Below are 19920 nucleotides of genomic sequence, written 5' to 3' on the forward strand. Positions count from 1 at the left end.
CTGCACAGGTCCGGAGAAGACGGTCATCCGACCTCACCCCGCAGCTTGGCGGAAACGTTGCGCGTCACTAGGTGAAGTCCGGGACACCGCTCGACGAACCCCTCCAGCAGGCCGGTAGTCGCGCGGACCCGGGCCAAGCGCACCAAGTTGCAAGGAACAAGCAGCCAGTAGCTGTGCGGCACGGCGTGGGGGAAGCCATCAACGCGCTCGAGCCCTGGGGTGATGTCCCCGATCCACGACGGCAGGAACGCCAAGCCGAGCCCCTGTTGTGCAGCAGCGATCTGCCCGGAGATCGTGTTGATTTGATATTTGGGCCGGGCGGTCGGCACTGCCCGGTAGAGGGTCTCCAGCGTCGGGCTACCGAGGGAATCATCGACGTACCAGATGAATGCGTCGTCGCTGATGTCGTCGGCCGATCGAATCGGCGAGTGGGCGCGCAAGAACGCCGGCGCGGCGTAGAGGCGCAACTCGTAATCGGCGAGCTTGACGGTGCGCACCGCCCGGGCGACGGGCCGCTCGATGGCGACTGCGAGGTCGAACTCGCGCGTGCTCAACGACGTGTGAACGTTGGCGATGATGAGCTCAAGGGACAACCCGGGGAGCGCGGCTTGGAACTCACCGAACCCGGAACCGACCAGGAAGGTGCCAAACCCGTCGGGGGTGATCAGCCGGACTGATCCGGTGAGGTGATGACTGGTCTGCAAGCAGTCCTCGCGCGCCGCCACGACTGCGGCTTCGACGGCCTCAGCATGAACGAGCAGACGGGTTCCCGCGGAGGTGAGACTCCAGCCAGAGGGGTCGCGATGGAACAGGCGCTGCTCAGCACTGCGTTCGAGCTGCGAGATGTGGCGCCCAACGGTGGCGTGGTTGAGGCCGAGGTGCTTGGCCGCCTCGGTGAGCCGGCCCCGACGTGCCACCTCCAGGAAGATGCCCAGATCGTCCGCCGAAATCATGAATGCCTCCAGACGCCTGCTCTCCCGTTCGTGCGTCTTCTGTGAACACGACCGCTCGGCTGCCGATCGGACTTCGCTTCCCGACGACGTGCGCAAGGGAGCGGCGACGATGCATGAGGGCGGAAACGTCGCTCAGGACGAACATTCCCGCTCTCATGCATCGGTATCTCGTGGGCATCGTGTCTGTGGACTCAGACTCGGCCTGAACCGGGCTCCTTCGCTCCCACGAGAATGGTGACGTTGCCGAACACGTCCTCGCCGCGGCTCATCACCGCGTGCGCCTCCGGGATGTCGGTGAACGGGAGGGTGCGGCCCACGCAGGGATCGATGTAGCGGTTGCGGACGAGCTCGTTGTAGGCGTAAGCCTGCTCGTCGTTGGTGCCGTGCGATCCCTGGAGCCGCTTCTGCCGGGTCCAGTGGTAGCGGAGGTCGACCATCGCATCGAATCCAGTCGTACCCGCGCAGATCACGACCATGCCACCGGGTTGGCAGAGGAAGATGCTCGTGGGGATGGTTGCGCTGCCGGGATGTTCGAAGACGATCGCCGGATCCTCACGGGCGCCGGCGATCTCCCACACCTTCTTGCCGAACGCGCGGGCGCCGGCCGACCACTCCTTCTGCCCAGCTGCGTCGTCAACCAGTGGAGGCACGCCCCAGTGGCTGAACTCGCGGCGGTTGATGTAGCCGATCGCGCCGTACTTCATCGCGTAGGCACCGCGCTCATCGTCGGAAACGACCGCAACAGCGCGCCCACCGGCGGCCTTGACCAGCTGGCACGCCTGCGTTCCGAGCCCACCGGAGCCGCCCCAGACCAATACCAGGTCGCCTTCGTTCAGCGTGTTTCCCGCCCAACCGTGGAGCATTCGGTACGCGGTCGTGCCCACGAGCGTGGGGGCTGCGGCCTCTTCCCACGACAGGTGCTCCGCCTTGGGCATGACCTGGTGGGCTTGCACGCGGGCGAACTGCCCGAAGGCACCATAGTTGGTGTCGTAGCCCCAGATCTTCGCGCTCGGCGCGATCATCGGGTCCTTGCCCCGCGCGATCCAGGGATCGTCGGCGTCCCAGACACCTGGGTGAATGACCACTTCCTGGCCGATCTCGACGCCGCTGACGTCATCGCCGACGGCGTAGACGATGCCCGACGCATCCGAGCCCCCGACGTGGAAGTCCTCCGGTTCGCCCCGCTTCTGCCGGATGGCGACCTGGTCGACCGGATACCCGCGGGCGGCCCAGACGTTGTTGTAGTTGACCCCGGCCGCCATGACCGCGATCAGAACTTCGTCCGGGCCGATGGGCGGGGTGTCGATCAGTTCGGGCTGGAATGCCTCGGCCGGGTCGCCGTAGCGGCTCTGCCGCACGACCTGGGCGTGCATCTTGGCCGGTACGACACCGACCGGTGGCACCTCGCCGATCGGTGTCGGCTCAGCGCCGGGAGTGACAACGCTGCGACGGTCGTCATTGGCCATCGGATTCTCCTTGTCTTGACTCCGTGATGTCCCTCGGACGGGATGTCGTTGCGAATCGCGTGGTACTTCTGGGTCGCCGCTGCCTGCGGTGGAATCGGGTAACGGTCTCCACGGCAGGCACCCCCACCGGGCCATCCCGGCTTCAGACGGTGGTGGCGCGTTGCACCGGTTCACGACCGATCAGCAGTCGCTGGACCCCGGTCACGCCGTCGGCGATCGGATGAGGTGTGGACATGGGATCGCTCCTCTCTCCTCAGCCCAGTCGACTCACGCGTTGCCAACTCGGGCCGTTTCGGCAGACATTCGGTCAGTACTCCGGTAGAACCGACCAGGGATCGAGATCCGGCGCAGGCTCCGGCGCGTTGAGCGCATCGCTCCACAGCGGCTCTCCCTCGGCATCGACACCGAGGTACGCGCTGTCCGTGGACCACGCGGGTGATCGGTCCTTGTCGACCAGCGCCGCTCGCACGCCCTCGATGAAGTCGAGGCTGTGCGTCACGTGGTGGGCGGCTCGCAGTTCAGCCGTCAGGCAGGCGATGAGCTTGCGCTCCCGCCCTCGTGTGAGCAGGTCAAAGGTGAGATCGAGGCTCTGCGGCGACATCCGGTCCAGGATCTGCAGGTGATCGCTGGCCCACGTGGTGTCCGCAGCCCGCAGCCTGCAGCGGATCTGCTCCACGCTGGTGGCACCGAAGATCTGGTCGATCGCTGGTCGATGTTCGGACAGCACGGCTGGCGTGGTCGGTGTGGTGCAGATGTTCCTGAGGACCTCATCGACGCTGTGCTGACCGCGAGAACGCAGCAGCTCGGGTAGCTCACCGATCGCGCTGGATGCGCAGTAGTGGGTCGCCAGCCCGGCCGCGAGGGCGTCGGCTGCGTCGAGGCGCTCGCCGGTCAGCCCGAGGTAGGTACCGATCGCGCCTGGCAGCCGCGGCAGGAAGTAGCTAGCACCGACGTCCGGGAAGAAACCGATCCCGGTCTCGGGCATCGCCAGGGTCGCGGACTCGGTCACGACGCGGAACGGCCCGTGCACGGACAAGCCCAAGCCACCGCCCAAGCAGATCCCGTCGATCAAGGAGATGACGGGATGCGGATAGTCGGCGAGCAGCGCGTTGACCCGGTACTCGGTGGCGAAGAATCGCTCGCTCACCTCGTGTCGGCCTTCAAGGGTGTTCTGCCGGATCGCCCGGATGTCGCCACCGGCGCAGAAGGCGCGCTCGTCGGAACTTTCGATGATCACCGTGCTCAGCGGCTGGGGTAGCCAGTCGAGCAGTGCGCGCTCGATGGCAGCGACCATCTCCAGCGTCAGCGCGTTCAGCGACTTCGGCTGGTCCAGGACGATGCGACCGAGGGTCCCGTCGCGCTCGATCCGCACGCCCTCCGCCCGGACTTCCGCGCGCTGCTGGTCAGGCATGGGTCGGCATGGCGAAGTCGGTGGTCACCTGGGCATCGCTGGGCCAGCGGGTGGTGGCGGTCTTGTTGCGGGTGTAGAAGCGCACGCCTTCGGGGCCGTGGACGTGGTGGTCACCGAACAGCGATCGCTTCCAGCCGCCGAACGAGTGGAATGCCATCGGTACCGGAATCGGCACGTTCACCCCGACCATGCCGGCCTTGACCTTGGCCAGGTAGGTGCGTGCGGTGTTGCCGTCGCGGGTGAAGATCGCGGTCCCGTTGCCGTACTCGTGCTCGTTGACGAGGGTGAGGGCTTCGGCGAACGAACCGGCCCGCGCGATCGCCAGCACGGGACCGAAGATCTCCTCACGGTAGATCTTCATGCTCGCGGTGACGTGATCGAACAGCGAACCGCCCAGGAAGAACCCATCGCCGGCACCGTTAACCTGCTGCTTGCGGCCATCTACGACCAGCTCGGCACCTTCCTCGACGCCAATGTCGAGATAGCCCGCGACCTTGTCCCGGTGTGCTGCGGTGACCAGCGGGCCCATCTCCACATCGGCTGTCATGCCGGGGCCGATCTTCAGCTCTCCGAGCGCCTTGACCAGGCGCTCCCTGAGGCGCTGCGCCGTCTCCTCCCCCACCGGGACCGCGACCGAGATCGCCATGCATCGCTCGCCGGCCGACCCGTACGCGGCCCCCATCAGGGCAGACACCGCCTGGTCGAGATCGGCATCTGGCATGACGACCATGTGGTTCTTGGCACCGCCGAGGGCCTGCACGCGCTTGCCGTTGGCGACCGCGGTCGTGTGGATGTACTCCGCGATCGGGGTGGAACCGACGAAGCTGACCGCCTCAACCCGGGGGTCGACGAGAAGCGCGTCCACCGCGACCTTGTCACCGTGGACGACGTTGAACACGCCGTCCGGCAGACCCGCTTCCTTGAGCAGCTTGGCCAACTCGACGCTGAGCGTCGGGTCCTTTTCAGACGGCTTCATCACGAAGGTGTTCCCGCACGCCAGGGCGACCGGGAACATCCACATCGGCACCATCGCCGGGAAGTTGAACGGCGAGATCCCGGTGACCACACCCAACGGCTGGCGGAACGTCACAGCATCGACAGCCCGGCCCACGTTCTCGGAGAACTCCCCCTTGAGCAGCTGCGGGATGCCGCAGGCGAACTCGACGACCTCGAGCCCGCGGGTCACCTCGCCCTGGGCATCGTTGAAGACCTTGCCGTGCTCGGCGGTGATGATCTCGGCGAGCCGGTCGCGGTGGGTCTCCACGAGGTCGCGGAAGCGGAACAGCACTCGAGCCCGCACGTGCGGCGGGGTGTTGGACCAGGCGGGGAAAGCCTCGGCGGCCGCGGTGACCGCGGCCGTGACGTCCTCCGGGGTCGCGAAGGCCACGCGACCGGTCAGGGCACCCGTCGCGGGGTTGTGGACCTCGCCGCGGGAGGCGACCGAACCGGCGGTGCTCTCACCTCCGATCCAGTGGTCGATATCGGTCGCGGTGATGTTGGCCGTACCAGTGCTGTTCATAGTCATCCATCCACTTACCGGTAGATCTGGGAATAGAGGTGCGCGATCTCCTCCGCGGAGGGCACGCGCGGATTGTTGGCCGGAGACCCCGAGGCGAGCGCTTGTTCGGACATGGTCGGGATGAGGCGTTCCCACTGCGCCTCGTCGATGCCGTAGTCGTGCGGCGTCGGAACCTCCAGGTCGGCGCACAACCGGCAGATTCCCTCGACCAGAGCGTCCGCAGCGACCTCGTCCCCGTCGCCGGCCGTGGCGCACCCGAAGGCGCGGGCGCAGTCGGCGTAGCGGGAGAGCGCCGAGCCGGCCGAGAACCTCGTCACCGCGGGGAACAGCATCGCGTTGGACAACCCGTGCGCCACGTGGAAGTGGGCGCCGATCGGGCGGCTCATGCCGTGCACGAGGGCCACGCTGGAGTTGGAGAAGGCGATCCCGGCCTGGGTCGAGGCGAGCATCATCGCCGCACGTGCCTCGTGGTCGGCCCCGTCGGCCACCGCCCGGCGCAGGAAGCGCCCGATCGTCGAGATCGCAGTCAGGCACAACGAGTCCGAGAGCCGGTTGGCCTTCTTGCTCACGTAGGCCTCGACGGCGTGGGTCAACGCGTCGATGCCGGTGTGCGCGGTCAGGCGCGGCGGCATCGACAACGTCAGCTCGTAGTCCACGATCGCAGCGACGGGCAGGAACGAACGCCCCGAGCACAGCATCTTCTCGTCGGAGGCGCTGTCGGTGATGATCGTGAACTGGGTGGCCTCCGAACCGCTGCCCGCAGTGGTCGGAACGGCCACGACGGGAAGGGCCGGCCCGGTGTTCTGCGCAGGCGCCTTGTAGTCGCTCATCTCGCCGCCCTGAACCGACAGCAGCGCGAGCGCCTTGGCGGTGTCCATCGGACTGCCACCACCCAGTCCCACGACCGCATCGCAGTCCCCGGACTTGATCGCCTCCAGCCCCTGGGCCAGCGAATCAGTGGTCGGATCGGGGACCGTGTCGGCGAACAGGGCCGGGCTGAGGCCGACTCGGCGCAGCGAGGTGATGACCCGATCGGCCAGGCCGATCCCCACGGCGAATCCGTCGGTAACGACGAGGGGCCTGCTCGCGCCCAACGAGGTCATGACGTCGCCGAGTTGCTGCAAGGCCCCGCCGCCGACGCGGATGTCGCGCGGCTGCGCGAAGTGGCAGATCGCATCGGGAGTAACGCTGCTCATCGACCAGTCCCCTATCGATTCGAGTAGTGGGCGTCGCGCTTGTCGAGGAAGGCGGCCATGCCCTCGCTCTTGCCCGAGGTGGCGAACGCGGCGTGGAACATGCGCCGCTCGAATCGCAGTCCCTCGGCCAACCCGGTCTCGAAGGCCCGACCGACGCTCTCCTTGGCCATGAGCACCGCCGGCCGCGAGAACCCGGCGATCGTCGTCGCGGCTGCGACGGCCTCCTCGATCAGCGAGTCGACCGGCACCACTCGCGCCACGAGCCCCATCCGCTCGGCTTCCGAGGCGTCGATCATCCGCCCGGTCAAGACCATGTCCATGGCTTTGGACTTGCCCACCGAACGAGCCAACCGCTGGGTGCCGCCCGCTCCCGGCAGGATCCCGATGGTGATCTCCGGCTGGCCGAACTTGGCGGTGTCGGACGCGATGATGAAGTCGCACATCATCGCCAGTTCCGCGCCCCCGCCAAGCGCGTAGCCGCTGACCGCGGCGATGACCGGTTTGCGCATCCTCGCCACCCGTTCCCACGAGGCGGTGATGAAGTCCTCGAGGTAGACGTCGACGAAGCCCTTCGGCTGCATCTCCTTGATGTCCGCCCCCGCAGCGAACGCCTTCGCGCTGCCGGTCAGGACCGCAGCGCCCACCTCGTCGTCGGCTTCGATCGCGTCGAGCACAGCGGTCAGCTCGCGGGTGAGCTGGTCGCACAGGGCGTTGAGCGCCTTCGGGCGGTCGAGCGTGACCAGCGCGACCGCGCCACGTTTTTCCGCCCGGACTAGCTCGCAGTCCTCCGCGACGGCGACTGGATCTGGGGTGCTGCTCACGGGCAAACCTCTCTGTCAATCCGGCAACGCCCCACCGGTAAGCACGTGCCTCGTTCACACCTCGCGAAGGCGTGCGACGGCATCGCGCGGCCGGTGGGTTCGACCAGGTCACGGCGCTCAGGCCGGTGCATCCGGCCGATCGCCTTTCCTGGGCCGACTCAGACGTTAGGACTGGCCAGTAATCCCCGTCATGAGAGAAATCGAGAAGTTTCTGCTGCTACTCTCTCGTTTTGTTCGAGCCCGGCACCGGGCGACGAATGAGAGACTGGCCGCCCATCCCCACAACCAGCCGACGCTGTCGGAGACCAACCAGCAGGCGGCGCCACCGGCCCACGAGAAGCGATCATGACCGTCGAGGAACACAACACCCCGGACCGATCCGCCTACGCCGCGCGCCGCCGCGCAGTGCTGCAGGAGGTCCACGCCCGACGCCATGAGCTGGCCAACGGCCTCGTCGAGGAGTACCGCACGGCCATCGCCGAGTACCGCGAGCTCCCGGAGTCCGTCCTCATCCGCGACGTCGCCGAAGCCGCCGTGCACAACATCGAGTACCTGGTCGAGACCTTCCAGAACGGCTTCGACGTCTCCGAGCACGACGTCGAGTGGATTCGGCGCTCGGCCGCCCGCCGCGTCCACCAGCACGTCAGCTTGCCGTCCCTGCTGCGGACCTATCGCTTGTGGGGAATCCACCTCTGGCGCACGATCGTCGACGCCGCCGGCCAGGACGACGTCGGCAAGGAGCTCGCGATCGAAGCCGCCGGCGCGATGATGGGCTACCTCGACAGCATCTCGTTCAGCCTCACCCAGGCCTACGTCCAGGAATCCACGAGCGCGGCGATCGACAGCCAAGCCCTGCGCACCGATGTGCTGGAAACCCTGCTGACCGGCGAACCGGTCAGCGAGCGAGCCCGTCGGCAAACCGCGGTGCTCACGATGACCCTGCGGGGACCCGTCGTGGTCGTCGTCCTGCAGATCCCGGATCGCGACGACCCGATCACCGGCCTGCAATCCGCCATCCGCGCGGTCCGCAACCGGCTGTCACCGCTGAGCGGCACCTGCCTGGTCGGCGCACGCGATACCGAGGTCGTCGGCATCTGCGCCCTCGACCAGCGCGACGACGAGCAACAGATCGAGGAGGCGTGCCACGAGATCGCTTCCTCGGTCCGCGTCTGGACCGTGGGCCTGGGGAGGATCGCCGAAGGCATCGCAGGAGTCCAGCGCTCCTACGGTGAAGCCCGCGAGGCTGCCGACCTCGGCTTCTCCACCCGTCAGCCGGGACGGGCCATCCTGTTCGCCGACGTCCTGCTCGACCAGATCCTGCGTGCGAGCCACCACACCGACGCCCTGCTCGAGGAAACGGTCAGGCCGCTGGCCGACTACGACCGGCGGAAGAACGCCGAGCTCCTGCCGACGTTGCGCGCCTACGTCAACGCCAACTTCAACCTGACCAAGGCCGCTGCAGAGCTCACCGTCAACCCCAACACCGTGGTCTACCGGCTCCGCCGCATCCACGCCCTGACCCGCCGCGATCCCTCGACCACCGACGGCCTGCTCCTGCTCGCGCTCGGGCTGCGGCTGTTCGACTCCGCACCACCGGTGTGAGCACCACGCTCTCGTACGTTCCGAGAACCCGGCGCTGAGAACTTCTCGATTCATCGCATGACGCGGCTTACGCGGCGGTTCTAACGTTTCGTCACACGTTCAGCCCGCAGCCCCGTGCAAGCCCGCTGATCTCCCGGCCCGAACTGAGCCGATGGCGCGCAGAACCATCGGCGGCCGAAGGACACCCGCGGGGCCGCGCAGCACCCACAACGACTCAAAGGAGAGTCCTGATGGGCGAAACACCTAGCCAGCGCCAGCCTCAGACGACGCGGCCGGCTCGTCCGCTGCTCCTCGTCCTCAGCGGCGTGTTGATCCTCGTTCCCGTCGTCCTGGGATTGGCCGTACCGCTCTACCAGCGGACCAGCCCCACGCTGATCGGCATCCCCTTCTTCTACTGGTTCCAGATGGCGATGGCGATTCTGGCCGCACTGGCGACCAGCGTGGTTTTCCGCCTGTTGTTCACCGGCGAGGATGACGGGGAGGCCAAGCAATGAGCTTCAACTCCGTCACCTTCGCGGTTTTCCTCGCGTTACTGGTCCTGATCACCGGAATGGGGTTCATCGCCAGCCGATGGCGCAAGGCCGCAGATGCGAACAACCTCGACGAATGGGCCCTGGGCGGACGCACGTTCGGCCCCTTCATCACCTGGTTCCTGCTCGGCGGCGACCTCTACAGCGCCTACACCCTCATCGCGGTGCCCGCCGCGCTGTACAGCATGGGCGCCTTCGGCTTCTACTCCGTGCCCAACGCCATCGTGCTCTACGCCCTGGGCTTCCTCTTCCTGCCGAAACTGGTGTCGCTGGCGCACCAGAAGGGCTATGTGACGCTCACCGACTTCGTCAACGACCGGTTCGGGTCGAAGTCGCTGAGCCTCGCGATCACGCTGACCGGCTTGCTGGCAACGCTGCCGTACCTCGCGCTGCAGCTGGTCGGCCTCGAGGTCATCTTCGGCTCACTCGGCATCGGCGGTGCGGCGGCCAGCAACTGGCTGATGCGCGATCTCCCACTGCTGATCGCCTTCGGCGTGCTAGCGGCCTACACCTACTCCTCCGGTTTGCGGGCGCCGGCCCTCATCGCGTTCGTCAAGGACGGTCTGACCTACCTCGTCGTCATCGTCGCGGTGATCTACATCCCGATCAAGCTCGGCGGTTTCGACGACATCTTCGACCGCGCCTCGCAGGCCCTGGAAGCCAAATCCACCACTCCGTCGACGGCCGACCCCGCGGTCGCGGTGAACCCGAACGTCTACATGACACTCGCGCTCGGGTCCGGACTGGCCTTCTTCCTCTACCCGCACGCGATCACCGGGGTGTTCGCCTCGCGGGGCGCCAAGACCGTCCGGCGCAACATGTCGGTCCTGCCGATCTACACGGTGCTGCTCGGCTTCGTCGGAATGCTCGGACTCATGGCCCTCGCCGTCGGGATCAAGCCGCAAGGCGGCAACCCGCAGTACGTCGTACCGCAGCTGCTGTCGCAGTTGTTCCCCTCCTGGTTCGTCGGCATCGCCTTCGCCGCGATCGCCATGAGCGCACTCGTGCCGGCCGCCATCATGGCCATCGCCGCCGGCAACCTGGTCAGCCGCAACATCTACCGACAGTTCGCCCGAGGCCCGGTCACCACCAAGTCCGAAACACTGGTATCCAAGATCGTCTCCGTGCTGGTCAAGGTCGGGGCACTGGTCTTCGTGGTCACCCTCGACACGAAGTTCGCCCTCAACTTCCAGCTGTTGGGCGGTATCTGGATCCTGCAGACGCTCCCGACGGTCCTCTTCGGGCTGTTCACCAAGCGCTTCGCCGATCGGCGTGCCTTGCTCACCGGTTTGCTGATCTCGATCGCCTACGGAACCTGGGCCGCCTACGAGGTCAAAACCGCTGCGGGTGCGCCGTTCGGCGGCTCGACAGCGACACCCTTCTTCCTCTCCAGCCCGATCTACATCGCGATCTCGGCCCTGCTGATCAACCTCGTCATCGTCGTCGGCGGCAGCCTGGCCGCCCAGCTCATCGCACCGGCTGTGCAGAACACCTCCGAGGACGACCAGACCACCGCACCGCCCACGACCAACGTCGTCGGTTTGCGCGACTGAGCACTCCCACGCGACCAGACAGGACAGGAGCAGTAACCCATGACACCAGGCATCCGAGTGTCGGACAAGGCAACAACCCGCATCCTGACCATCGACAACCCCGGCAAGCGCAACGCGTTCACCGGAACCATGGCGACGACACTGCTGAAGGAGCTCGACCGCGCCGAAGCCGATCCCGAGGTTCGGGCGATCGTGGTGACCGGATCTGAAGGATGCTTCTCCTCCGGCCACGACTTGCAAGAAGTCCTGGCCAATCCGGAGACCGCCGGTGACCCCGTCGCCAATGCCGCCTTCGCACGGCCCTCAGAGATCCTGACCCCGGTCATCGGCGCGATCGACGGCCCCGCCTACGCGGCCGGGTTCATCCTCGCCCTCAACTGCGACCTGCGCGTCGCCTCCCCCAACGCGCGGTTCTGCGGGGTCGGTGCGGCCATCGGACTCGTTCCGGTCGGCGGGCAGCTCAGCCGATTGCTGGACCTCGTCGGCTACCCCGTGGCGTACCGCTGGCTCGCGACGGCGGCGCCGTTCAGCGCAACCGAGGCCGAGCGCCACGGGTTCGTCACCGAGATCCACGACGGTGATGACGCGCTCGAGGGCGCCCTAGGCCTGGCCGAGGCAATCACCTCGGTCTCACCTTCGGTCGTTGCGGCTGTCAAAGCCGGCCTCCTGCACACCCTTCGCCACGGCAGCGACGCCGGTCGGGCAGCCGAGCCGCACTTGGCCGCGCTGATCCGATCCCTTCCGGATGGCGACGAGGGCGTCAATTCCTTCCTGGAACGCCGACCCCCCACCTACCCCGATCGCCCCGCGGAACTCCACGACCAGATTGCCGAGGTACTCGCGTGACCGCCCACGAACCGAACCCCCGCTTGCGCGAGGACACGATCCGCGACCTCGCCATCCGGTACGGCATCCCGGCCAATCCCGTCACCTTCGTCGACACACCTGAGGCGGCCGCCGAAGTCGCGATGGCGGCCGGGTGCCCGGTCGCGGTGAAGCTCGTCGCCGACGGCGTCGTCCACAAGAGCAAGGCCGGTGGCGTCCTGCTCGGACTCTCCCCCGAAAGCGTCTCCACCGCCGTGGAGACGATGTTCGCCGAACAGCGCGCCCGCGGGGTCGAAGTTCGCGGCGCAACTGTGGAGCCGATGATCGCCCCAGGGCCCGAAGTCGTCGTCGGGGCACTCCACGAACCTGGCTTCGGCCCGATCGTCATGGTCGGCTCCGGTGGCGTCGACGTGGAGGTTCTGGGCGACGTCGCCTTCGCCCAGGCGCCCCTCTCCCTCGACGCAACCCTGCGCCTGATCGACCGCACGCGAATCGGGGCGATCCTGCGCCGCAGGTTCCCCGCCGGACGTGACCAGCTCGCGGATCTCCTGGTTCGCGTCGCCGGGGCTGACGGCCTGCTGCTGTCCGAACCGGTCGACCAAATCGACCTCAACCCGGTGGTGGTGGGGCCCGACTCGATCGTCGCCGTTGACGCCCGCGCCGTGGCGCGTGGCCAGGACGTGGCGGTCAACGTCGCCCTCCCGGACCCCGAGCAGCTCCACGAACAGCTCAGACCTGCGATCTATCCCCGTTCGATCGCGGTTCTCGGTGCCTCGGCGGACCCGACCAAGATGGGGCACCGCGCCGTCCGCACCGCAGTCGACCAGGGCTTCGACGGTTCGCTGCACCCGGTCAGCAGGTCCTCCACCGAGATCCTCGGTCATCCCGCAGTGCGCACGATCGCCGAGCTCCCGGAGAACATCGACCGGGCCGTGGTCGCCCTGCCTGCGGGCGCAGTCCCGCAAGCCTTGCGTGACCTCGCCACCCGCGGCACCAAGACGGCACACGTTCTGACGGCCGACACCACCGATCTCGCCGATGCCGTGTCCGGCAGCACCATGCGAGTGCTCGGCCCCAACTGCATCGGCCACTACACACCGCACTCGAACCTGACGATGATCGGGCATGATGCCTCCTCCTCGGAGAAGGGTTCCATCGCGGTGGTTTCCCAGTCCGGGACCTATGCGGGAGATGTGGTGCGCCGCGGCAACGAGCTCGGGCTCCGCTTCAGCTTCGCCAGCTCCGTGGGCAACTGCGACGACGTGTCCCCCTCGGAGCTGCTGGCGTTCTGCGAGGCCGACCCCAACACCAAGATCGCCGCGTTCTACCTCGAAACCGACAGCGATGCACGACGCTTCTTCGGCTTGGCATCGAAGATGACCACCCCGGTAGTGCTGTTCAAGGGCGGCCGGAGTGCTGCCGGTGGCGCGGCTGCCGCATCACACACAGGCGCTTTGGCGAGCGATCCTCAGCTGCTGCGCGATGCTGCGGCCGAAGCCGGCGTGGTCCTGGTCAACAGCCTGGACGAGTTGCTCGACACGCTGCTGGTGGCCCAGCACGCCGGCGATCTCAGCGGCAACGGCCTCGGGTTGGTCGGCACCGGTGGCGGCGTCGCCGTCGTCGGCACGGACACCGCCTACGAGCACGGCCTCGTCGTGCCGCAGTTCTCCGAACAGACAGCGCGAGCCCTGGCACCCTACGACGCGCCCGGCAGCAGCTTGAACAACCCGATCGACATCCCGACCTGGTCGATGTTCGACGACAACGGCAGCTTCATGGGGGCACTGGTGGAGGCGGTCGCCGCCGACCCCTCGATCGATTGCGTCTGCGCCTACACCGACATGGGCACGGTCTACGACATGAAGGATCCGGACGAGGCAGCGCAAATCCTCACGGCCATGACCAAGGACATCGCCACCGCCGACCGCGGTGAGGTTCCCGTGGTCCTCGTCATGCGCAGCAGCTACAGCGCCGAGCAGGACGAGGTCGCCCGCGCGCTGCGCCACGAGGCGCTGGCACAAGGTGTTCCGATGCTGGAGTCCGTGGATCGTGCGATCGCCGCGTTCGGCCGGGTCCGCGCGCTCAACCTGGGCCGCAAGAACACACCGGAGAGCTGAGAGGTGAGGGCCCTGCCTGCGTTGCCCACCTTGGACGATCAGCGTCGCAGCGTGGTTGCGCTCGGCCTGATCGCCTTGGCCACGTTGCTTTCGATGAGCGTCTGGTTCTCGGCGTCGTTCGTCGTGCCGCAGCTGCGGCAGCTGTGGCACCTCACCAGCGGCCAGAGCTCGCTGCTGACGATCGCGGTGCAACTGGGCTTCGTGGTCGGGGCCCTCGCCCTCGCGGCGAGCGGCCTCGCCGATGCCATCCCAGGCCGCCGACTGATGTGCGTGGGCGCGCTGGGGGCCGCTGCGATCAACCTCGGCCTGCTGTGGGCTCCGGGCTTCGCCTCAGCGTTGCTGCTGCGCACGCTCACCGGAGCCTTCCTCGCCGCTGTGTACCCACCAGCGCTCAAGGAAGTGTCGTCGTGGTTCCAGCGCGGGCGCGGCACCGCGCTCGGGGTCATGATCGGGGCACTCACACTGGGATCGGCGGCACCACAGCTGGTCAAAGCCACCGGAGGTCTCGGATGGCAGCTCGTGATCGCGGCGACTTCCGCCCTGACGGCCCTCGGAGGGGTGACCACGCTGCTCATTCGCGGCACAGGACCTTTCCCCTTCCCGAAGTCGACCTTCAGCCTCAGCTCCGCGCTGCGTGCCAGCCGCGACCGACGAGTCGTGCTCGCCAACCTCGGATACGCCGGCCACATGTGGGAGCTGTACGCCATGTGGGCTTGGGTCGGGACCTTCCTCGCGAGCCTCGACGGGTTCTCCGCCCCCTCCACCGGCGCCCAGAACGCCGCGTTGGCGGCCTTCGCCTGCATCGGCGTCGGCGCCATCGGCTGCCTCGTCGGCGGCCGCATCAGCGATCGCATCGGCCGAGCTCGATCCGCGCTCATCAGCCTCGTGTGCTCCGGCGGAGCCGCAGTCGTGCTCGCGTTCGTCCACACGCTCCCGTTGCCGCTGGTCTTGGCCGTGACCGCGTTCTGGGGTTTCTGGGTGATCGCCGATTCGGCGCAGTTCTCCGCGCTGGTCACCGAGAACGCCGACCAGCGCTACGTCGGCAGCGCCGTGTCCTTTCAACTCGCCATCGGCTACATGACAACCGCTGCGACCATCTACCTGGTTCCCATCCTCGCCGAGGGCGTCTCCTGGACCGCAGCCCTGCTCGTCCTCGCCGTCGGTCCCGCCGTCGGCATCGGAGCCCTCCTCACCTACCTCCGCTCGCAGTAACCAGGCCATCACGGCTCCTCGGCTGGAGCGGACCCCTGCAACGAGACCGACGTTCACCATCCGGAGGATGAGATCGTGACCGAAGACGGTCGTCCGACACTGATGCGCGCATGGCAGGTCACCCAACTGGGCGAACCCTCCCAAGTCCTGGCCGCGACCGAGATTCCCGAGCCCGAACCAGGCCCGGGTCAAATCCGGGTGAGCGTGGCGGCGGCAGCGTGCAATTTTGCTGATGTGCTGCTATGCAGGGGCGAATACCAGGTGAAACCCGATCTTCCCTTCACGCCGGGCGTCGAGCTGTGCGGCGTGGTCGACCAGGTGGGCACGGGTGTCCCATCGGAGCTGCTTCACGGCCGCGTGGTCGGGCAACCGACCCTTCCCCACGGCGGTTTCGCCGAAAGCGCCTTGCTGGAAGCGCATTCGGCGTTCACCGTTCCCGACAACCTCGACGACGTCAGGGCCGCCGCTCTGCACTTGACCTACCTGACTCCGTGGCTCGGCCTGCACCACCGCGCCCGGCTCCAACCCGGCGAGGTACTGGTCGTCACCGGGGCCGCCGGCGGCGTCGGCACCGCCACCATCCAACTCGGACTGGCCGCTGGTGCGCAGGTCATCGGCATCGTGTCCGATGCGCGCAAGGCGGAAGCGGCACGCGAGCTGGGTGCCACCCATGTGATCGACCGAAGCGAGACGGACGCGATCAGCGCGGTCAAGGAGCTCACCGACGGACGCGGTGCCGACGTGGTCTTCGAGTCCGTGGGTGGCGAGGCCTACCGCCAAGCGACGAAGTACGTGGCCTTCGAGGGGCGAATCCTGCTGGTCGGCTTCGCCAGCGGCACGATCCCGCAACAACGCCTCGACCACGTCTTCGTCAAGAACTACAGCCTGCTCGGCTTGCACTGGGCGCCTTACCTCAACCGACACCCCGAGCTGGTCCGAAACGCCCAAGAGGAACTCTTCGACCTAGCCTCGGCGAACCAGATCGCTCCGCTGGTGCGGACCGCGCACATGGACGAGTTGCCGCACGCACTCGAGGAGCTGGGCGATCGCCGGGTTCTGGGAAAGACCGTTCTGACCTATCGGCCTGCGAGCGCTCAGCACTGAGCCGTTGGCGGAAGGAATCGCCTTCTCGGTGGGTCTCATTCGCGCTGCCGCCGCCTGACCGCTCTCCGCGATCGGCGTTTCGCCGGTTGGTCTTTTCCCGTTCTCGGGTCGGCCGCGGCCAGGGACAGATCCTGTTCGGCCCTGCGCTGATCCTCGAGGTACCAGGTTCGTCGCGTTCCCACATCAGTCGAGCAAGCCCTGGCTTGGTTTTCGGATCGGCGAGATGAGCATCTGCGTGAGGGCGGCGTTCCGAGCGACTGCTGCCTCAGGCTTTGGCGGCACCCCCTGCGCGCACGCGACAGTCGAAGCCCGCGCGTCGCCGTGGGACGCGCGGGCTCTCCGACCAGCGGAGCAAGCACTCATGCCTGCGAATCGCGGACCTGCACTCGGGGACGTCCCGCCTCGGCTCGATCCTCGTCGTGGAGGTCGGCGTTGAGGTCCACGCCCTTCGTCTCCCTGATGGAAACGGCAACAACGATGGTCACGACGGCCAAGGCCACCACGTACGTGTAGTAGGCCCACAAGCGGTCGGTGCCGGAGAACCACGTGTAGAGGTACGGGGCGGTGCCGCCGAAGACAGCCGCCGCCGCGGAAGTCATCAGGCCCACGGTGCGGGCGCGAGCTGCGGTCGGGGCGAGCTCGGCCATGAGCGCCGGGTACAGGCCGACGATCAACGCCCAAGCGGTGAGCCCGAGCCCCTGGGCGACGAACAGCGTCCACGGCTGATCGGTCAGCATTCGTTGAATCGGCACGACCAGGGCGATCACCACGACGCCGAAGGCGATGACCATCGGACGTCGACCGACCCGGTCCGACAACCGACCGAAGCCGACGATCGCGAACAGCGCCACGAACTGGGCCAGCAAGCTCGCCGTGTACGCCCCGCTCGGAGACATGCCCTCGATGCTGATCGCGTTGACCGGGGCGAAGGTGACCCACGTGTAGTAGACGACGTTCGTCGCCGAGGACAGCAAGAACATGGCGAGGCAGGCACGCCAGAGCCTCCGCCGGTCGACACCCCGCCCGGCGTGATGACTCGGCTGCTGCTCAGCGACCGCTTGCTGCTCTTCGAAGACCTGCGACTCCCCGGCCGACCGCCGCATCACGAGCACGTACACGGCCAGCACCGCGCCGACCCCGAACCCGAGACGCCAGCCCCATTCGCCCATCGCGGCATCACCGAGGACGTTGGCGAGAACGGCCGCGGTGGCGGTCGCACCCATGACACCGATCATGACGCTCACGTAGACGGCACTGGTCCACAGTCCGCGGCGCTCGGGCGGCGCGATCTCCGCGACGTAGGTGTAGGAGATCCCCGCTTCACCGCCGTGCGCGAGCCCCTGAATGATCCGCAGCAGCAGGAGCAGGAGCGAGGCCCACACCCCGATCTGGTCGTAACTGGGGATCAGCGCCATGGCCAGGGTGGAGAACGACAGGGTCAGCATGGTGACGAGCAACGTGACGCGGCGGCCCACTCGATCGCCCAGCCGTCCGAAGAGGAAGCCGCCGAGGGGCCGAGCGACAAATCCTCCCGCGAAGACCGCCAGCGTCGACAGCAACGCCGACTGGGGGTCCGTCTTGCTGAAGAAGGTGGCGGCCAAGTAGGTCGACAGCACGCCGTACAAGGTCCAGTCGAACCACTCGAGCATGTTGCCCATCGCGGCTGCCCGGAGCGAGCGGCGGCGATCCGCGGTTGGTGGCGCTCCGGAATCCGAGCGGTTGTTCCAGGTACTCACAGGCCTAACTCCATTCCTCGCGACTTCCTTGTCGCAGTGCAGGCAAAAGTGCTTGAGCCGGCACGGGTGAAAACCAGAGGCAACGGCCCACGGGTCAGTCCGCGCTCGAGGCAGCGGGGCCCGACAGCCGGTCCGAATGCAGGCTCGTCAATGAATGAAAGTGCACTTTGTTTCGAGTGGACTCTCATTAGAGCACAAAGCGGATGCCCCAACAAGGACCGACCGAGACCCCGCACCGGCGGACGCGACACCTCCACCAAGCCGGATCCAGGTGCCACCCACCGCGCGCTCGGACCGAGCCTGGGGTTGCGTCAGCGGTCGACACTTGCTTGACTGCACTTCGAACGGAGCGCGCTTTCATTTTCGTGGTCGGCATGGCCTTCCTCGATGGGGTCCCGCTGATCTCCCGCCGACCCGGCCGCTGCGGGCTCCGCCACCTGACCTCGAAAAGCCCACTGCCCCTGGGCACGCGCAGACCCTCGTCACGAATTGGAGTCACTCATGGGCGATCGGATTCACCTCGCCTGCGGGGTGCACCCTGGTGCCACCGAGAACGAGCCCGCCGCCACATGTCGTGTTCCGGCGTGAGCCCGGCAGGGATGGCGCGTTCCGCGGAAGCGCCCGGGTCGCAGCGGGCCATGATCGCAGGAGTGCAGGTCATGGCCCTGGCAGTGTGGTTCTCGATGTCGGCGGTCGTCCCCAGCTTGCGACAGGAATGGGGAATCGACACCACCGCAGCTGTGTGGCTCACGGGCACAGTGCAAATCGGATTCGTCGTCGGCGCCCTCGGATCAACGCTGCTCAACCTCGCCGACAGGTTCCGCCCGCACCGACTGCTCGGCACCAGCGCGGCCGCAGCAGCCGCCTGCACCCTCGCCCTCGCCGTCGCGGTCGAAGGTATGACCGGCGCGATCCCGCTGCGGTTTCTGACCGGCGTCTTCCTGGCAGGCGTCTATCCGGTCGGGATGAAGCTCATGGCCTCCTGGGCCGAACCCGCCGGACGCGCCCACGCCCTGGGTCTTCTCGTTGGCGCGCTCACGCTCGGGTCGACGCTCCCCCAGCTGATCGCCGGGTTCGGCTCACCGCCTTGGCAACTGGTTCTGCTGGTCGCGTCCGGCCTGGGCTTCGCGGGGGCAGCCCTTGCGTTCGGCTTGGTCCGGCCCGGCCCCCGGCTGGCTTCGTCCCAGGAAGCCCTGCAACCCCGCTACGCACTGCGGATGCTCGCCCAACGAGGCCCGCTGCTGGCGAACCTCGGCTACTTCGGTCACATGTGGGAGCTCTACGCCCTCTGGACCTGGATGCCGACCTTCCTGCTCGCTTCGCCGGCCGCTTCGAACCTGCCGGTGACCGTCGGTGTCCTGGCTTTCCTCACGATGGGAGGCGCGGGAGCCCTCGGATGCATCATCGGCGGCCGAGCCGCGGACCGCTTCGGCCGTTCCCGGACCGCGGTTGCCGTGCTGACGATCAGCGGCCTGTGCTGCGTGGCCTCCCCCTGGATCACCACCGCTCCCGCAGTAGCGGTGATCATCGTCTGCACGATCTGGGGAGCCAGCGTGATCGCTGACTCCGGCATCTTCTCCACCGCGTTGAGCGAGACCGCCGATCCACGCTACGTCGGGACGGCGCTGACCGCCCAGACCGCAGTCGGGTTCGCGCTGACCGTCGTCAGCATCCAAATCGTCCCGATCGTCGCGCAGGCGGTCGGATGGCGTTGGGCGTTCCTCGTCCTCGCCGTCGGCCCCCTCGTCGGGGCGACTGCGATGTGGCTCTTCGGCAGGGTCGAGCAAGAACGACGCGAAGAGACCGCACCACATGCCGTTCCCCGCGCTGGAGACGAATTCTGAGCTGCAGTCGTGGAGCACTACCCCCACCGCG

15 protein-coding genes are annotated in these 19920 nt (G+C 67.5%); 8 read left to right on the top strand and 7 right to left on the bottom strand.

The annotated features are described in order from the left end of the window. Positions 1-23 precede the first annotated feature (23 nt). From AB0J91_RS05510 to AB0J91_RS05535, 6 genes are all read right to left on the bottom strand, one after another. Positions 24-953, bottom strand: coding sequence for a LysR family transcriptional regulator (locus tag AB0J91_RS05510; protein WP_363864413.1), 930 nt, complete (start codon positions 951-953; stop codon positions 24-26). 191 nt (positions 954-1144) lie between these two features. Next, positions 1145-2419, bottom strand: a complete 1275-nt coding sequence (ccrA, locus tag AB0J91_RS05515; RefSeq protein ID WP_363864415.1) for a crotonyl-CoA carboxylase/reductase — start codon at positions 2417-2419, stop codon at positions 1145-1147. A gap of 307 nt (positions 2420-2726) precedes the next feature. Then, positions 2727-3830 (bottom strand): enoyl-CoA hydratase/isomerase family protein, encoded by a 1104-nt coding sequence (locus AB0J91_RS05520; RefSeq protein WP_363864417.1) that lies wholly within the window; start codon positions 3828-3830, stop codon positions 2727-2729. Further along, positions 3823-5349 carry a CoA-acylating methylmalonate-semialdehyde dehydrogenase gene (locus AB0J91_RS05525; RefSeq protein WP_363864419.1) on the bottom strand — a complete coding sequence of 509 codons (1527 nt, stop codon included), beginning with the start codon at positions 5347-5349 and terminating at the stop codon, positions 3823-3825. The genes AB0J91_RS05520 and AB0J91_RS05525 overlap by 8 nt, the downstream gene beginning before the upstream one ends. Positions 5350-5363: 14 nt before the next feature. Further along, the gene (locus tag AB0J91_RS05530) at positions 5364-6545 is read right to left on the bottom strand and encodes an iron-containing alcohol dehydrogenase (protein WP_363864421.1); all 1182 of its coding nucleotides are present in this window, start codon (positions 6543-6545) and stop codon (positions 5364-5366) included. Positions 6546-6556: 11 nt separating this feature from the next. Continuing rightward, the gene (locus tag AB0J91_RS05535) at positions 6557-7366 is read right to left on the bottom strand and encodes an enoyl-CoA hydratase (protein ID WP_363864423.1); all 810 of its coding nucleotides are present in this window, start codon (positions 7364-7366) and stop codon (positions 6557-6559) included. 345 nt (positions 7367-7711) lie between these two features. On the opposite strand from AB0J91_RS05535, the gene AB0J91_RS05540 reads away from it, so the two are divergent. The 7 genes from AB0J91_RS05540 (at position 7712) to AB0J91_RS05570 (ending at position 16309) form a co-directional block, all read left to right on the top strand. Further along, entirely contained in the window at positions 7712-8968 is a 1257-nt protein-coding gene (locus AB0J91_RS05540) for a helix-turn-helix domain-containing protein (RefSeq protein ID WP_363864425.1), read from the top strand. Between the two features lie 230 nt (positions 8969-9198). Next, positions 9199-9462, top strand: coding sequence for a DUF3311 domain-containing protein (locus AB0J91_RS05545; RefSeq protein WP_363864427.1), 264 nt, complete (start codon positions 9199-9201; stop codon positions 9460-9462). Then, positions 9459-11051, top strand: coding sequence for a monocarboxylate uptake permease MctP (gene mctP, locus AB0J91_RS05550; RefSeq protein WP_363864429.1), 1593 nt, complete (start codon positions 9459-9461; stop codon positions 11049-11051). The genes AB0J91_RS05545 and mctP overlap by 4 nt, the downstream gene beginning before the upstream one ends. A gap of 39 nt (positions 11052-11090) precedes the next feature. Further along, positions 11091-11897, top strand: a complete 807-nt coding sequence (locus tag AB0J91_RS05555; protein WP_363864431.1) for an enoyl-CoA hydratase/isomerase family protein — start codon at positions 11091-11093, stop codon at positions 11895-11897. Continuing rightward, the gene (locus tag AB0J91_RS05560) at positions 11894-13993 is read left to right on the top strand and encodes an acetate--CoA ligase family protein (protein ID WP_363864433.1); all 2100 of its coding nucleotides are present in this window, start codon (positions 11894-11896) and stop codon (positions 13991-13993) included. The genes AB0J91_RS05555 and AB0J91_RS05560 overlap by 4 nt, the downstream gene beginning before the upstream one ends. Before the next feature lie 51 nt (positions 13994-14044). Beyond that, entirely contained in the window at positions 14045-15205 is a 1161-nt protein-coding gene (locus AB0J91_RS05565; protein ID WP_363864435.1) for an MFS transporter, read from the top strand. Positions 15206-15307: 102 nt separating this feature from the next. Then, positions 15308-16309, top strand: coding sequence for an NADPH:quinone oxidoreductase family protein (locus AB0J91_RS05570; RefSeq protein WP_363864540.1), 1002 nt, complete (start codon positions 15308-15310; stop codon positions 16307-16309). A 359-nt stretch (positions 16310-16668) separates the two neighbouring features. On the opposite strand, the gene AB0J91_RS05575 is transcribed toward AB0J91_RS05570, so the two are convergent. Further along, positions 16669-17967 carry an MFS transporter gene (locus AB0J91_RS05575; RefSeq protein ID WP_363864437.1) on the bottom strand — a complete coding sequence of 433 codons (1299 nt, stop codon included), beginning with the start codon at positions 17965-17967 and terminating at the stop codon, positions 16669-16671. 737 nt (positions 17968-18704) lie between these two features. On the opposite strand from AB0J91_RS05575, the gene AB0J91_RS05580 reads away from it, so the two are divergent. Continuing rightward, positions 18705-19889 (top strand): MFS transporter, encoded by a 1185-nt coding sequence (locus AB0J91_RS05580; RefSeq protein ID WP_363864439.1) that lies wholly within the window; start codon positions 18705-18707, stop codon positions 19887-19889. Positions 19890-19920 lie beyond the last annotated feature (31 nt).

This window comes from Saccharopolyspora sp. NPDC049357, assembly GCF_040677225.1.
GTDB lineage: Bacteria > Actinomycetota > Actinomycetes > Mycobacteriales > Pseudonocardiaceae > Saccharopolyspora.